This window comes from Pseudomonas cistanchae (assembly GCF_054483635.1).
In genome coordinates this window covers 316635-330343 of the sequence record NZ_JBTLWN010000003.1, presented here as the reverse complement: position 1 = coordinate 330343, position 13709 = coordinate 316635, and the positions used below count along the sequence as shown (strand labels likewise).

The following is a 13709-nucleotide window of genomic DNA, read 5'->3' as shown; positions in this document are numbered from 1 at the left end:
TGGCGGTTACTTTCCGCGGCGGGGCGGCCCGTCACTCTCGTGGGTGGCGGGTTTTTTTTGCTCGAAGTCCGCCGTAGCCGGAGCGGAGCGAGGGCCGGCCAGGGTTTTCTGCTTGAGGATGTACAGGCTGACCAGCACCGCGCTGCTGAGCATGAATACCCGCGCCCAGAACAGCGGCACCAGGTAGCAGGACAGGCCGATGCTGAGCCACATCAGCGCGATGCTGTAGACCTTGGCCTTACGCGGTATGCCCTGGCCTTCAAGGTAATCGCGAATCCATGGGCCGAGTTGCGGATGCTCGACCAGCCACAGGTAGAAACGCCGGGAACTGCGCACGAAACAGGCAGCCGCCAGCAATAGAAAGGGTGTGGTGGGTAATACCGGCAGGAAGATGCCGACCACGCCAAGCACCACGCACAGCCAACCAAGGGTCAGCAGGGCGTAGCGGATGGCCGGGTTGGCGTTTTCTTCGATACGCCGCGCCATGGCGATGGCGCAGGCTTAGTGGTGGCGGGGCTTGAGCAGCGCCGGTTTTTCTTCCGGCGCATTGCACAGCAGGAACAGCGCAGTCAGCAGCTCGGGGATCTGCTCAACCATGCTGTCCATCAGATCGCGGTCGCGGGCGATTTCGGCGAACTCGGGTTGTTCATCGAACAGACCGGAGCCGACCATGATCGGCAGCAGCAGCTCGCTGACTTCGTCTTCGGCGTCGTCGAACCAGACCGCTTCGCGCAGAAACACCCCTTCCATGAACCCGATGCACCAGCCGCGCAGGTCGGAATCGTCCGGGTCTTCGCCTAGGTCCAGCTCGCAGGGCACTTCCGGGTCGTCGTCGCTGGCCAGTTGCCGCGCGATATGGGCCTGCAACTGCACCAGGGTCGCTTCGATGTCGTCGCGCTCGGCATCGCTGCGATAATGCGGCGGTTCGGAGAACAGCGCGTCGATCCACTCACGCGTCGGCACCTGCTCTGGGCAGATCGAAAGGGCGGTGAGGTAGCCGTGAGCGGCCACGTAGTCCAGGGCCTCTTCATGCAGCTCATCGGCGTCGAGAAAGGCTTGCAGGCGGGACAATTGCTCGGCGAAGGACATCGGGGGCTACCTAGAAGAAGTAAACGAGGCTGGATTCTAGTCCAGACCCGTTACAGCAGCCAGAGTTCTAGGAGATCCACGGTAAAACAGATCGAAACCTGCCGGGCAAGCAGGTGCGTATAATGCCCCGCTCGTTTCGGAGACCCCTACATGCTCGACCAGGCACTGCGCATCCTAAAAGACGTTTTCGGCTATGACAGCTTTCGTGGCCGTCAAGGCGCGATCATCGAGCGGGTGGCGGGTGGCGGCGATGCGCTGGTGCTGATGCCGACCGGCGGCGGCAAGTCGCTGTGTTTCCAGGTGCCCGCGTTGTTGCGCGACGGCCTGGCGGTGGTGGTGTCGCCGTTGATCGCCCTGATGGATGACCAGGTCGCGACCCTGGATGAACTCGGCGTGGCGGCGGTGGCGTTGAACTCCACCCTAAGCGCCGAGCAGCAGCGTGAGATTGCCGCGCGAATCGAGCGCGGCGAGATCAAGATGCTCTACCTGGCTCCGGAGCGCCTGGTGCAGCCGCGCATGCTGGGGTTTCTGCAGCGCCTGGATATCGCCCTGTTCGCCATCGACGAAGCGCATTGCGTATCGCAGTGGGGCCATGATTTCCGCCCGGAATACCTGCAGCTGGGCCAGCTTGCCGAGCTGTTCCCGAATGTTCCGCGCATCGCCCTGACCGCCACGGCGGACATGCGCACCCGCGAGGAGATCGTCCAGCGCCTGCACCTGCAGAACGCCGAACGTTTTCTGTCGAGCTTCGACCGGCCCAACATTTTCTACCGCATCGTGCCCAAGGATCAGCCGCGCAAGCAGCTGCTCGCCTTCCTTGCCGAACGCAAGAGCGACGCGGGCATCGTCTACTGCCTGTCGCGCAAGAAGGTCGACGAGGTGGCGGCTTTCCTCTCCGAGCAGGGCTTCCCGGCGCTGCCTTACCACGCCGGCCTGGCCAACGAGTTGCGCGCCTATCACCAGAAGCGCTTCCTCAACGAGGAAGGCCTGATCATGGTGGCGACCATCGCCTTCGGTATGGGCATCGACAAGCCCAATGTGCGCTTCGTCGCCCACCTCGACCTGCCGAAGTCACTCGAGGCCTACTACCAGGAAACCGGGCGTGCCGGCCGCGATGGTCTGCCGGCGGACGCCTGGATGGCCTACGGCCTGCAGGACGTGCTGTTGCTCAAGCAGATGCTCAACAATTCCGAAGGCGACGAGCGGCACAAGCGGGTCGAGCAGCACAAGCTCGATGCCATGCTCGCGCTGTGCGAAGAAACCCGCTGTCGGCGTCAGGCCTTGCTGGCGTATTTCGACGAAGACCTGCCACAGCCTTGCGGCCATTGCGACAACTGCGTCGATGGCGTGCAGACCTGGGACGCCACCGAGCCGGCGCGCCAGGCACTGTCGGCGATCTACCGCAGCGGCCAGCGCTACGGCGTTGGGCATCTGGTCGACCTGTTGCTCGGTCGCGACAACGACAAGATGCGCAGCCTCGGCCATCAGCACCTGTCGGTGTTCGGGGTCGGCAAGGCGCTTGCCGAAGGCGAATGGCGCTCGCTGTTCCGCCAACTGGTGGCGCGCGGCCTGGCCGATGTCGATATCGAGGGTTACGGCGGGCTGCGCCTGTCCGACAGCTGCCGACCCTTGCTGCGCGGCGAAGTCACGCTGCAGCTGCGCCGCGACCTCAAGCCGCAGCACACCGCTAAAAGCTCCAGCAGCGCCGCCAGCCAACTGGTGCGTGGCGACGAGCGCGAGCAGTGGGAAGCGCTACGTGCATTGCGGCGCAAGCTGGCGGAAGAGCATGGGGTACCGCCTTATGTGATCTTCCCCGATTCCACCTTGCTGGAAATGCTGCGCAGCAAGCCGAGTACCCTGGCCGAAATGGCCCGCGTCAGCGGCGTCGGCGCGCGCAAGCTGGAGCGCTATGGCGAGGCGTTTCTCGACGTACTGGCAGGCAAGGACGAGGCGCCCCGCGCAGTGCTCGACCTGCGCCACGAACTGGTCAGCCTGGCCCGCGCGGGCATGACCCCGACGCAGATCGCCGCCCAGCTCAAGTGCACCGAGAAGAACGTCTATGGCTTGCTGGCCGAAGCGATTGGCCGGCAACAGCTGTCCCTCGAGCAGGCGCTGGACCTGCCGCAGGCGTTGCTCGGCGAGATTCAGGACGCCTTCCTCGATGGCGAAGGCGAATTGCCAGCCGCCGCAACCATTGGCGAGCTGTTCGCCGGGCGCGTTGAGCTCGGCGTGTTGCATTGCGTACGGGCGGCACTGCAGGCGGAATTCGAAGCCTGATCCGTGCGTTTTATCGGCGCGGGGCGGTGTTAAAGTCGGCGAACTGTGCTGCACTGATGTCAGTGGCTCAGCAGGCCGTCCATAGTAGAGGTCACGGTGCAGCAACCCCTTGCCTGGCTCGATGATGTCCGCCCCAGCCCGTATGCCGATCAGCTGGCGCTGGGTTTTCGTTCCCTGCGTTTTAACCGGCCACTGGAGCGCGAATACCGCGCGTACATGCTGGAGGATTCCTACGACCTGAGGCGGATGGCGCTGTGCGTCGGCATCCTGATCTGGCTGGCGTTCTCCGTGTTCGACGTGCTGCTAGTGAAGGGCCCCGAGGTCTGGTGGATGCTGGCCGTGCGCGTAGCGGTGCTGGCGATACTGGTGGGGTACGCTGGCATTCTGCTGCGTCGGCGCTACCTGGCCTGGCTGCCGCAATTGAGCATGGCCAGCATCCTTACGTTCGGCGTCGGCTCCTCGCTGGTGATCGGCTTCGGCCATACCGGTGACCCGTTCTATCCTTATGAAGGTCTGCTGCTGGTGTGCATGGCCGCGTATTTTCTGGTGGGGCTGCGCCTAATTCAGGCACTTGGCTGCTCGCTGGTGGTTCTGCTGGTCTATGTCGGCGTCGAATGGGTCGCGGGCATTCCCGGGTCACGCCTGACCAACAATATTTTCTTTCTGCTGTTCGGCAACCTGATCGGCGCGGTCGGTTGTTACCTGCTGGAGCTGAAATCCCGCGAGCATTTCCTGATCAGCCAGCTGATGCGCGTGCTGGCCGACCACGACAGCCTCACCGGCTTGCATAACCGCCGCAGCTTCAACCGCCAGTTCGAATTGCTGTGGCGTCAGGCGCAACGCGAAGGCCGTTCGCTGGCGCTGCTGCTGTGCGATATCGATCACTTCAAGGCGTACAACGACCATTACGGGCATCAGGCCGGTGACAAGGTGCTGGCCCGCGTCGGGGGCTTGCTCGCGGAGTCCGCCCGGCGGCCGCTGGACATGGCCGTACGCCTGGGCGGGGAGGAGTTCGCCGTGCTGCTGTACGACATCGATACGCATGAGGCGCGCCACCGTGCGGAGTCCCTGCGCGCGGCGCTGCAGACGCTGGCCATCGAGCACCGCGGTTCGGACACCGCCGATGCGCTGACCATGTCGATTGGCGTGGCCTGCCTGCAACCCAGCGAGAGTGGTGCCCTGGCGCAACTCTACGAACATGCCGACCGGGCGCTTTACGAGGCCAAGGCCTTTGGTCGCAATCAGGTGGTGGTGTAGCGGCGAGACGCTGGCCGATTTTGCCGCTCACGATGGCGCCTGCAGTGACTGTGGTTCAGCAGGGGCGGTGCTAGCATCGCCGCGACTTCCTCATGAGCGCGACCCCGATGGACCGACTGATTCAAGCCAATGGCCAGCCGCTCTATGGCCTGTTCCAGACGCCGCCCGACGTGATCAATTACCGCGATTTCGACTTCCGCTCGCCCATGGGCAGGCGCCTCGGCGCCTTGGCGAAATGGCGGCGTTTTCACCAGTTCCAGTATTTCGGGTTGATCAGCGACCAGTTGATCGGCGGCTGCGCGCTGGCCAACCTGAGCCTGGCCGGGGTCGGCTTCGTCTATCTGTTCCACCCGGCCAGCGGGCGCATGTTCAAGCGCCAATTCAAATTGCCCCTGGGAGTGGGCAGCCGCTTTTCTCAGCGGCCGCAGCAAGGCACCTGCGAGTTGCGCAGCGGCCGCAACCTGTTGCGCCTGGAGAACAGCGCAACGCCGCGGCAGAAGCGTCTGCTGGTGGAACTGGACGACGGCACACGCATCGACGCCTGTTTTTCCGAGCAGCAGCCGGCGTTTCAGCCGATGTGCCTGAACACGCCGACTGCGGTCAACGGCTGGGTCTATGCGCAGAAGGTCGCGGGGGTGCGCTGCCAGGGCGAGGTGCGCAGCAGCCTGGGCGATTTCGACCTGACGGCGATCGACGCCTTCGCCCACCACGATTGGTCGGCGGGCTACATGCGCCCGGAAACCAATTGGAACTGGGCGTGCCTGTCCGGCCAGGCGGGCGCTCAGCGCGTCGGCCTGAACCTGTCGTGCGGGGTCAACGAAACCAGTTTCAGCGAGAACTGTTTCTGGCTCGACGGTGAACTGATCAGGTGCGATGGAGTGCGCTTCGAGTTTGACCGCGACCACGCGCTACGGCCATGGCGCATCGAGTCGGGCGATGGGCAGGTGCAACTGCGCTTCGACGCCTACGGCCTGCATGCGGAGCGGATGAACCTGGGCATCCTGGCCAGCAACTTCAAGCAGATTTTCGGTCGGTTCAGCGGCGTGTTGCGGCCGCAGGGGCGCCCAGCCGTGACCATCGACAATCTGTGGGGCTTCGTCGAGGACCAATATGTGAAGTGGTGACGCCTTCATTCCTGAATGCGACGTCAGGGTAAACCCAACCTTGATCTCGGGCTTGCGGCTATGGTTAGCTAACTAATAATTAGATTTTGATGGTTAGAGCCGTAATCCATGTCCCACTCAGATCAGCACCGTTTTGCCATGCAATTAGCCCAGTTATCCCGCGCCTGGCGCGCCGAGCTGGATCGCCGTCTTGTCGGGTTGGGCCTGTCCCAGGCGCGCTGGCTGGTGCTCCTGCACCTGGGCCGTTTCAAGGAGCTGCCGACCCAGCGCGAACTGGCGCAGAGCGTCGGCGTCGAGGGGCCGACCCTGGCGCGCTTGCTCGACAGCCTTGAAGCGCAGGGCCTGGTCAGTCGCCACGCCGTGCCGGAAGATCGCCGTGCCAAGAAAATCGCGCTCTGTCCGCCAGCCCTGCCGTTGATCGAGAAGATCGAGGCGATCTCCACCCAGTTGCGTAAAGAGCTGTTCGACGGCATCGACGAAGAAGAGCTGCGTCGTTGCCAACTGGTGCACGCGCGCATCCTGAGTAACCTGGAAAAGCGCTGATGCAGGAAGACCTGGCGGCGCTTCAGGCGCGCTTTGGCGCGCATTACCCGCGCTGGCTGCTGGGAATCCTGATGGTCGGCAGCATGGCCATGGTGTTGGCCTCGACCAGCATCAACGTGGCGTTGCCGGCGATCATGCTGGATTTCGCCATTGGCCGGCCAATGGCGCAGTGGCTGTCCACCGGTTTTCTCGCGGCAATGACCGCAGGCTTGCTGCTGGCGGCCTGGGCCCAGGCGCGTTTTGGCGCGCGGCGTACGGCGCAGCTCGGCCTGCTGCTGTTCATCATCACCTCGGTCTTGGCGCTGGTGTCGCAAAGCGCCTGGCAGCTGATTTTCCTGCGTATCGTTCAGGGCGTGTGTGCCGGCATCATTCAGCCGCTGGCGACGGTGCTGATCTTTCGCGTGTTCGCCGAGGGCGGACGTGGCATGGCGCTCGGCGTGTATGGCCTGGGCGTGATGGTCGCGCCGACCCTGGGGCCGACCATCGGCGGTTATCTGGTCGATCATTTCGGCTGGGCGGCGGTGTTCTGGTTGCCGCTGCCGATGTGCGTGCTGGCGCTGATCGGCGCGCAATGGCTGCTGCCGAGCCAGCGCGAGAAAAGCACGCCATTTCTGGATGTCTGGGCGTTCGCCTTGCTCGGCGTGGCGCTGTTCGCATCGCTTGGCGCCCTGGCCGAGGCGCAGCGGTTCAACTGGTACGAGCTGCGCGTCTGGCTACCGGGGTTGCTTGGCCTGGCCGCGTTCACCGGTTTCTTCGTGCGCAGTAAACGCAGCCTCAAGCCTTTGTTGCCGTTGCGTCTGTGGCGCCACGCCGGGTTTCGCAGCGCCAGCTGGGTGGCGCTGACGCTGGGTGTGGGGCTGTATGGGTCGACCTACCTGATTCCGCTCTACCTGCAGACAGTGGAAGGCTACAGTGCAGGGCGCGCGGGTTTGCTGTTGCTGCCGACCGGCATTCTGATGGGCGCCGCATCGTTTTTCGGCGGCTGGTTGAGCGATCGCCTGTCGGCGGCGGTGCTGCTGATCGGTGGCTTGCTGGTGTTCGCGCTGTCCTCGGCGGGCCTCGGCTGGATCGGGCCGGGCGCCTCGTTCGTCGAACTGTGCTTCTGGGCCTGTGTCGGCCGGGTGGGGCTGGGCCTGCTGCTGCCGGCACTGAGTACCGGCTCTCTGGATATCCTCAGCGCCGAAGAACTGGCCCAGGGCGCGGGCGCGATTACCTTCGTGCGCCAGTTGGGCGGTGCCTTCGGCGTCAACTTACTGACATTCTTTCTCGAGTGGCGGCACCGTCATGAGGGCGCGGACCGGGCAGCCGAGGCGCTGGCGTTTCAGCAGAGTTTCTGGCTGATGGGCGCAGTGTTCGCCCTGACCGTGCTGGCCGCCTGGGGCATGCGCCGCAACCGCAGCTGATCGCGCGGTTCACCGCGAGGCAGCTATGATGGCGACCCCACCTGCGAGTCGAGCAGAGCATGCCCAGCGTCAAAGCCGAAGTCACCATCACCTATTGCACCCAATGCCAGTGGCTGCTGCGCGCGGCCTGGCTGGCCCAGGAGCTGCTCTTGACCTTCGCCGACGACCTGGCCAAGGTCAGCCTCGAACCGGGTACTGGCGGGGTGTTTCGCATCACCTGCAACGGCGTGCAGCTCTGGGAACGCAAGGCCGATGGCGGTTTTCCCGAGGCCAAGGTGCTCAAGCAGCGCCTGCGCGATCAGATCGACCCGCAACGCGACCTCGGCCATAGCGAGCGTACCCGCTGATCAGCGCGCCATGCGCGCCGAAACGAAGATCGCCAGCACGATCAAGGTGCCGCCGGCCAGCATGCGCAGCGTCGGCTGCTCGTTGAACAGCCACCAGGCGAAGCAGATGCCGTAGACCGGTTCCAGGGCGAAAATCACCGCAGCGCTGCGCGCCTTGATCACCCGCAAACTGGCGACGAACAGGCTGTGGGCCAGGCCGGTGCAGAAGATTCCCAGCATTGCCAGCCAGAACCAGTCACGTGCGCTCATGCTCGGCAGCGTCGACCAGGCGAACGGCATGAAGCACACCAGCACCGTGAGGTTCTGGCAAAGCGCCGCCTGTACCGGGTCGAGGCCGCGGGTGCTGGCGCGGTTAAGCAGCGATAGCAAAGCGAACAGCAGGCCCGACGACACCGCCCACAACAACCCCAGGGTGGCCTCGCTGGCCAGATCGAAGCTGGGGGTCACCAGCACCAGGCCGATGCAGACCACCGCGACCATGGCGTATTCGAACGGGCGGGTGCGCTCGCGAAACAGCAGGCCTTCGAGCAGCACGGTGAAGGCGGGAAAACTGGCGAAACCCAGGGTCGCAATCGCCACGCCGGCGATCTTCACCGACTCGAAGAAGGTCAGCCAGTGGCTGCCGAGCAACAGGCCACCGACGGCCAGCATGCCCAACTGGCGCATAGTCGGCCGTTGCGCCTGGCGGTTGCTGAACAACTGGGCGAATAGCGCCAGCGCGGCCACCGCAAAGATGGCGCGGCCGCCGACGATCGCCCAGGGCGTGGTGGCGGCCAGCTTGCCGAAAATACCCGAAAGGCCGAACAGCAGGGCGCCGAGGTGAATCGCCAGGAGTGCCCGCGTCTGCGTCATGCCAGGCGCGCGCCATTGGGTAGGGGTTTGTCGAAGCTGGCCAGCACGACCTTCTGCTCGGCGTCGTAGACACCCGTCACCAGCACCTCGGAGCGGATGCCTGCAATTCGCTTGGGGGCGAAGTTGCACACGCACAGTACCTGGCGGCCGACCAGTTCGGCGCTGCGGTAGTGACCGGTCAGCTGCGCGCTGGAAGTCTTCACGCCGAATTCACCCAGGTCGACCTGCAGCACGTAGGCCGGCTTTTGCGCTTTCGGGTTCGGCTCCGCGCTCAGCACGGTACCGACACGCAATTCCACTCGTTGAAAATCGTCCCACTCGATGTGCGCCATGACACTGTCCTCGACCATTCGTGGCTGCAGTCTAGGGTGTGTGCGCCGCGCTTGTCTGTCGCGCGAATCGCGCTGTTTAGCGCGTTACTCGCGCACGCCGCGCAGCGTTCGCGGGGTTACTCCGAACTGGCGGGAAAACGCGGCGGTAAAGGCGCTCTGCGAGCTGTAGCCGGCCTGCGCGGCAATGTCGCCGACCGCCAGGCGGCTGTGCAGCAGCAGGTGCCGGGCCAGTTGCAGGCGCCGGGCGCGCACGTACTCCATCGGCGTGTGCCCGGTTTCGGCAAGAAAGCGCGCGTGAAAGCGGGCCGCCGACAGCCCGGCGAGGCGCGCGAGATCGGCCACCTGCAACGGGTGCGCGGCGTGGCGATCGATATGCGCATCGATTGCCGCCAGCGGTAGTTGCTCGCGGGCAACGAACGCACGCTCGCTGGCCAGGCTCGCCAACAGCAGCGCCGCGCCCTGTTGAGCAATCACCGGGTCGTTGATCGCGCTGGCCGCGAGCCAGTTGACCAATTGGCTCTGCGCCGGGGCGAGGTGCAGCGCGCCGGGTTTGTCCAGCAGCCGTCTGCCGGCATCGGCATGGGCACCGAGGTGCAGGTGCAGCCAGCTTTCGGAGGGCACATCGAGAACCAGGCAGTGGCTGCCGCCTGCGCTGCCGCAGGCATGGGGCGTTTGTGCTGGTACCACCGCCAGCGTCTGGCGTATGACCTGGCTGCCCAGGCCGTCCACCTCGAAATCCAGTTGCCCGCTCAGGCCGAACACCAGCTGCGCGTGGGCATGGCTGTGGCTGATCAATTCATGGCTGTAGCGACGCAACGAGAGCAATGACGACATGGCGGCTTCCTCAGCGGGGCGGCCAGTTTACCAGCCCTGCGCGGCCAGTATCGCGGGAGGTCTGTCACCGAAATGCCACCGCGCTGTCACAACCGCTTCACCCTGGGTGCGCAAGCTCGGGCAAACCCTGGTGGAGCCCGCCCATGAGCATCGCGCAACTGGTCAAGCCGAGTCGCAAGCAACGTGTCCGCACCCTGTGGATTTCCGATGTTCATCTGGGCACGCGCGATTGTCAGGCCGAGCACCTGGCGGCGTTCCTCAAGCGCTACCAGGCTGACAAGGTGTACCTGGTCGGCGACATCATCGACGGCTGGAAGCTGCGAAGCGGCATCTACTGGCCCCAGGCTCACACCAACGTGATCCGCCGCCTGCTCACCATGAGCAAGCGCGGCACCGAAATGATCTATGTCACCGGCAACCACGACGAGTTCCTGCGCGGCTATTCCAGCCTGGTGTTGGGCAATATCCGTCTGGTTAACGAGGTCGTGCATGTCACCGCTGACGGGCGCCGGCTGCTGGTGATCCATGGCGACCAGTTCGACGTCATCACGCGCTACCACCGCTGGCTGGCGTTTCTCGGCGACTCGGCCTATGAGTTCACCCTGACCCTCAATCGCTGGCTCAACCACTGGCGCCGCCGTTACGGCTATGGCTACTGGTCGCTGTCGGCGTACCTCAAGCACAAGGTCAAGAGCGCGGTTAACTTCATCAGCGACTTCGAGGAGTCGATCGCCCACGAGTGCGTCAAGCGTGGCCTCGACGGCGCCGTCTGCGGGCACATCCACCACGCCGAGATCCGCAAGGTCGGCGAGGTCGAGTACATGAACTGCGGCGACTGGGTGGAATCCTGTTCGGCGCTGATCGAGCACCTCGACGGCAGCATCCAGCTCTACCGCCTGGCCGACGAGCAGGCGCGCGAGGCTGAAGTAGCCGCACTCGGGCAGCTCGCATGAGAATCCTGATCGTCAGCGACGCCTGGCATCCCCAGGTCAACGGTGTGGTCACCAGCCTGCAGGCGCTGGTGACCGAACTGCGCGGCCTCGGCCACCTGGTAAAGATGCTGTCGCCGCAGGACTTCAACCACCTGCCGTGCCCGAGCTACCCGGAAATTCCGCTGGTCTGGGATCTCTGGCGAGTCGGCGCGACGATTCGCGACTTTCAGCCCGATTGCGTGCACCTCGCCACCGAAGGGCCGCTGGGCTGGGCGGCGCGGCGCTGGCTGAAAAAGCGCGGGCTGGCTTTTTCCAGCGCCATTCACACGCGCTTTCCGGAGTACATCAACACCCGCTGGCGATGGCTGCCGTTGCGCTGGGGCTACGCCTACCTGCGTGCGTTTCACCGTCCGAGCCAGGCGGTTCTGGTCAGCACCGAGCGGCTGCGCGAGGAGTTTGCCGGGCAGAGTTTGCGGCGCCTGGTGGTGTGGCGCAAAGGGGTCGACACCGGCTTGTTTCGCCCGACCGCGCAACAGCCGGATGAGGCCACACCGGTATTCCTCTACGTCGGCCGGATCGCCCCGGAAAAGAACCTGCAGGCCTTTCTCGACCTCGATCTGCCCGGCAGTAAGCAGGTCATTGGCGACGGCCCGCAGCGCGAAGCGTTGCAGGCCGAGTACGGGCATGTGCAATTTCTCGGGTATCGCCATGGCGAGGCACTGGCCGAGGCCTACCGGCAAGCGAGCGTGCTGGTGTTTCCGTCGCGTACCGATACCTATGGCCTGGTCATGCTCGAAGCCCTGGCCTGCGGCACGCCGGTTGCCGCGTTCCCAGTGGCCGGGCCGCTGGATGTGCTCGAGCCCGGTGTCACCGGCGTGATGGACGACGATTTGCGCGTCGCCTGCCTCGCCGCAATGCAACTGGATAAAGAGCGTTGTGTCGAGTCGGCAGCGCGGCAATCGTGGCGCGCATCGACCCTGGATTTTCTGGCGCAGCAGCCATTGATCGACGGCGAACGCTACCTGCAACCCCAGCTGTCGGCGTCAAGCATCTAGACGCTCCGTTCCCAGGCAGGCTGCTAGCTCGGCGGCGGATTGGATTCGGGCTACAGATGTCGCTTCTTAAGTGGATTTGTAGGGTGGACATGGCGAAGCCTTGTCCACCGCTGCTGGCCACGCCAATGGCGGACAAGCCTGCGGCATGTCCGCCCTGCGATTTCGCAGAGGTGAATTTATCGTGGGGGCGAAGTCTTATGCCCTACATGATGACCTTGTCGCGCAGCTTCTCGGCAGCCTGTTGCAGCGCCTGGATGACCCGCTGCTTGTCGAAGTTCTGGATGCCGTTGGTGTCCAGGTACATGGAGAAGCCCGGCAGCTCGTGTTCGACATAACTCGAGGTCGCCCCCAGGTCGCGGCGGAAATCCACTACCTGATAGATCTGTACCGGGCGGGTGAAACCCTTGACGTTGATCTGGCCCTTGTCGCGGCACATGACCACGTCCTTGATCATCGAATAGGTCTCGTGGGAGATCAGAATCTCGCCGGCTTCTGCGGCGCTTTCCAGGCGGCTGGCGAGGTTCACGTCGCGACCGATGATGGTGTAGTCCATCCGGGTGTCGGCGCCGAAGTTGCCGACCGTGCAATAGCCGGTGTTCAACCCCATGCGGATTTCCAGCGGTTTGGTAATTCCCTGGGCTCGCCATTGCTGGCGCAGCACCTTCATGTGCTTGCGCATGGCAATGGCCATGGAAACAGCCGCCACGGCGTCCTGCTTGGCGCCTTTGCTGGCGGGGTCGCCGAAGAACACCATGACGCTGTCGCCGATGAATTTGTCGATGGTGCCGCCGTATTTCAGGCAGATCTTCGACATTTCGTTCAGGTAGGTATTGAGCAGGTCGGTCAACGCCTCGGCTTCCAGCTCTTCGGACAGCTCGGTGAAGCCCTTGATGTCGGAAAAGAACACGGTGAGCTTCTTACGCTGGGTTTCCAGGCGCACGCTTTTCTTGCCGCTGAAGATCGATTCCCACACCTGCGGCGACAGGTACTTGGCTAGGTTGCGAGCCAGCCGTGCGGCTTTTTCCTGCTCGCGCTTGATGTCGCTGCGCACCTGGGCCAAGCGCAGGCCCTGCTGGTGAACGAAGTAGGCGGTGATGCAGATGTACAGGGTGGCGAAAATGATGCTGACCGCGGAGGCTATTGGCGGTGTTTCAGGGTTGAAGCGCACCTCGCTCAGCGCGGCCATCAGGATGCTGGCGCTGAACGCGATCAACAGCGCCAGGCCCAAGTAGCGCAGGCCGCCGACCACCAGCGCGCTGAATACCAGAACGAGCATGGCCATGAGGCTGGGCACGATGGAGAAACCGAGCAAGGTCACCCCCGCACCGGTATGCATGGCGTCGACAAACAGCAGAACCAGGGTGGTGCGCTGCGGATGATCACGCTTGAAGCGCAAGCTCAGCTGGTGAGCCAGATGGGGGTAGAGCAGGGCGTAGGGCACCATCCACAGGATGTCGTAACCGAAATGCTGAACGTAGGTGCCCGCCGCGATACTTGCGGCAATGGCGATATACGCCAGTACGCGCGAGTAATATTCGCGCAGCGGCGGAGCCGGTAGCGCGTTAAGCCGGTTCATGGTGGTGACATTCATGCAAGCGATGATCCCTGCTGGTATCCGACGTCTCTACCGGACGCCTGGAAGTCGGCAAACCCGCAGCGTTGAG

General features: G+C 64.2%; 13 protein-coding genes and 1 pseudogene. 8 read left to right on the top strand and 6 right to left on the bottom strand.

Annotated features, from left to right (window positions below):
• Nucleotides 1-90: 90 nt before the first annotated feature.
• Together ACX0MV_RS11570 and ACX0MV_RS11565 are read right to left on the bottom strand one after the other, a co-directional pair.
• Nucleotides 91-486 (bottom strand): annotated as a pseudogene (locus ACX0MV_RS11570) (YbaN family protein); the annotation flags it as partial.
• 15 nt (nt 487-501) lie between these two features.
• Nucleotides 502-1089 carry a UPF0149 family protein gene (locus tag ACX0MV_RS11565; protein ID WP_458982651.1) on the bottom strand — a complete coding sequence of 196 codons (588 nt, stop codon included), beginning with the start codon at nt 1087-1089 and terminating at the stop codon, nt 502-504.
• A gap of 150 nt (nt 1090-1239) precedes the next feature.
• Between ACX0MV_RS11565 and recQ the strand changes: the two genes are divergently transcribed.
• The 6 genes from recQ (at nt 1240) to ACX0MV_RS11535 (ending at nt 8040) form a co-directional block, all read left to right on the top strand.
• Nucleotides 1240-3366 (top strand): DNA helicase RecQ, encoded by a 2127-nt coding sequence (gene recQ / locus ACX0MV_RS11560; protein WP_458982650.1) that lies wholly within the window; start codon nt 1240-1242, stop codon nt 3364-3366.
• 96 nt (nt 3367-3462) lie between these two features.
• Complete coding sequence (locus ACX0MV_RS11555; RefSeq protein WP_458982649.1) at nt 3463-4623, top strand: GGDEF domain-containing protein; 1161 nt, start codon at nt 3463-3465, stop codon at nt 4621-4623.
• A 107-nt stretch (nt 4624-4730) separates the two neighbouring features.
• Nucleotides 4731-5747, top strand: coding sequence for a DUF2804 domain-containing protein (locus tag ACX0MV_RS11550; protein ID WP_458982808.1), 1017 nt, complete (start codon nt 4731-4733; stop codon nt 5745-5747).
• A gap of 108 nt (nt 5748-5855) precedes the next feature.
• On the top strand, nt 5856-6290 hold the full coding sequence (locus ACX0MV_RS11545) for a MarR family transcriptional regulator (RefSeq protein WP_458982648.1): 435 nt from the start codon (nt 5856-5858) through the stop codon (nt 6288-6290).
• Nucleotides 6290-7693, top strand: a complete 1404-nt coding sequence (locus ACX0MV_RS11540; RefSeq protein WP_458982647.1) for a DHA2 family efflux MFS transporter permease subunit — start codon at nt 6290-6292, stop codon at nt 7691-7693. Before ACX0MV_RS11545 ends, ACX0MV_RS11540 begins: the two co-directional genes overlap by 1 nt.
• Before the next feature lie 59 nt (nt 7694-7752).
• Entirely contained in the window at nt 7753-8040 is a 288-nt protein-coding gene (locus ACX0MV_RS11535) for an Rdx family protein (protein WP_458982646.1), read from the top strand.
• Here the strand turns inward: ACX0MV_RS11535 and ACX0MV_RS11530 are convergent, their stop codons facing one another.
• The 3 genes from ACX0MV_RS11530 to ACX0MV_RS11520 form a co-directional block, all read right to left on the bottom strand.
• Nucleotides 8041-8892, bottom strand: coding sequence for a DMT family transporter (locus tag ACX0MV_RS11530; protein ID WP_458982645.1), 852 nt, complete (start codon nt 8890-8892; stop codon nt 8041-8043).
• The gene (locus ACX0MV_RS11525) at nt 8889-9224 is read right to left on the bottom strand and encodes a tRNA-binding protein (protein ID WP_458982644.1); all 336 of its coding nucleotides are present in this window, start codon (nt 9222-9224) and stop codon (nt 8889-8891) included. Before ACX0MV_RS11525 ends, ACX0MV_RS11530 begins: the two co-directional genes overlap by 4 nt.
• An 84-nt stretch (nt 9225-9308) precedes the next feature.
• Nucleotides 9309-10058 (bottom strand): helix-turn-helix transcriptional regulator, encoded by a 750-nt coding sequence (locus ACX0MV_RS11520; RefSeq protein WP_458982643.1) that lies wholly within the window; start codon nt 10056-10058, stop codon nt 9309-9311.
• Nucleotides 10059-10201: 143 nt separating this feature from the next.
• Here ACX0MV_RS11520 and ACX0MV_RS11515 point away from each other — a divergent pair, with 143 nt between their 5' ends.
• Together ACX0MV_RS11515 and ACX0MV_RS11510 are read left to right on the top strand one after the other, a co-directional pair.
• Nucleotides 10202-11011 carry a UDP-2,3-diacylglucosamine diphosphatase gene (locus ACX0MV_RS11515; protein WP_458982642.1) on the top strand — a complete coding sequence of 270 codons (810 nt, stop codon included), beginning with the start codon at nt 10202-10204 and terminating at the stop codon, nt 11009-11011.
• Nucleotides 11008-12045: a glycosyltransferase family 4 protein gene (locus ACX0MV_RS11510; RefSeq protein ID WP_458982641.1), complete on the top strand. Its 1038-nt coding sequence runs from the start codon at nt 11008-11010 to the stop codon at nt 12043-12045. Before ACX0MV_RS11515 ends, ACX0MV_RS11510 begins: the two co-directional genes overlap by 4 nt.
• 202 nt (nt 12046-12247) lie before the next feature.
• Here the strand turns inward: ACX0MV_RS11510 and ACX0MV_RS11505 are convergent, their stop codons facing one another.
• Nucleotides 12248-13636, bottom strand: coding sequence for an adenylate/guanylate cyclase domain-containing protein (locus ACX0MV_RS11505; RefSeq protein WP_458982640.1), 1389 nt, complete (start codon nt 13634-13636; stop codon nt 12248-12250).
• Between the last annotated feature and the right edge of the window lie 73 nt (nt 13637-13709).

Coding starts and splice junctions, on each gene's coding strand:
- ACX0MV_RS11540 (WP_458982647.1), top strand. CDS start 6,290: ATGCAGGAAGACCTGGCGGCGCTTCAGGCGCGCTTTGGCGCGCATTAC.
- recQ (WP_458982650.1), top strand. CDS start 1,240: ATGCTCGACCAGGCACTGCGCATCCTAAAAGACGTTTTCGGCTATGAC.
- ACX0MV_RS11535 (WP_458982646.1), top strand. CDS start 7,753: ATGCCCAGCGTCAAAGCCGAAGTCACCATCACCTATTGCACCCAATGC.
- ACX0MV_RS11530 (WP_458982645.1), bottom strand. CDS start 8,892: ATGACGCAGACGCGGGCACTCCTGGCGATTCACCTCGGCGCCCTGCTG.
- ACX0MV_RS11510 (WP_458982641.1), top strand. CDS start 11,008: ATGAGAATCCTGATCGTCAGCGACGCCTGGCATCCCCAGGTCAACGGT.
- ACX0MV_RS11550 (WP_458982808.1), top strand. CDS start 4,731: ATGGACCGACTGATTCAAGCCAATGGCCAGCCGCTCTATGGCCTGTTC.
- ACX0MV_RS11515 (WP_458982642.1), top strand. CDS start 10,202: ATGAGCATCGCGCAACTGGTCAAGCCGAGTCGCAAGCAACGTGTCCGC.
- ACX0MV_RS11520 (WP_458982643.1), bottom strand. CDS start 10,058: ATGTCGTCATTGCTCTCGTTGCGTCGCTACAGCCATGAATTGATCAGC.
- ACX0MV_RS11525 (WP_458982644.1), bottom strand. CDS start 9,224: ATGGCGCACATCGAGTGGGACGATTTTCAACGAGTGGAATTGCGTGTC.
- ACX0MV_RS11545 (WP_458982648.1), top strand. CDS start 5,856: ATGTCCCACTCAGATCAGCACCGTTTTGCCATGCAATTAGCCCAGTTA.
- ACX0MV_RS11565 (WP_458982651.1), bottom strand. CDS start 1,089: ATGTCCTTCGCCGAGCAATTGTCCCGCCTGCAAGCCTTTCTCGACGCC.
- ACX0MV_RS11505 (WP_458982640.1), bottom strand. CDS start 13,636: ATGAATGTCACCACCATGAACCGGCTTAACGCGCTACCGGCTCCGCCG.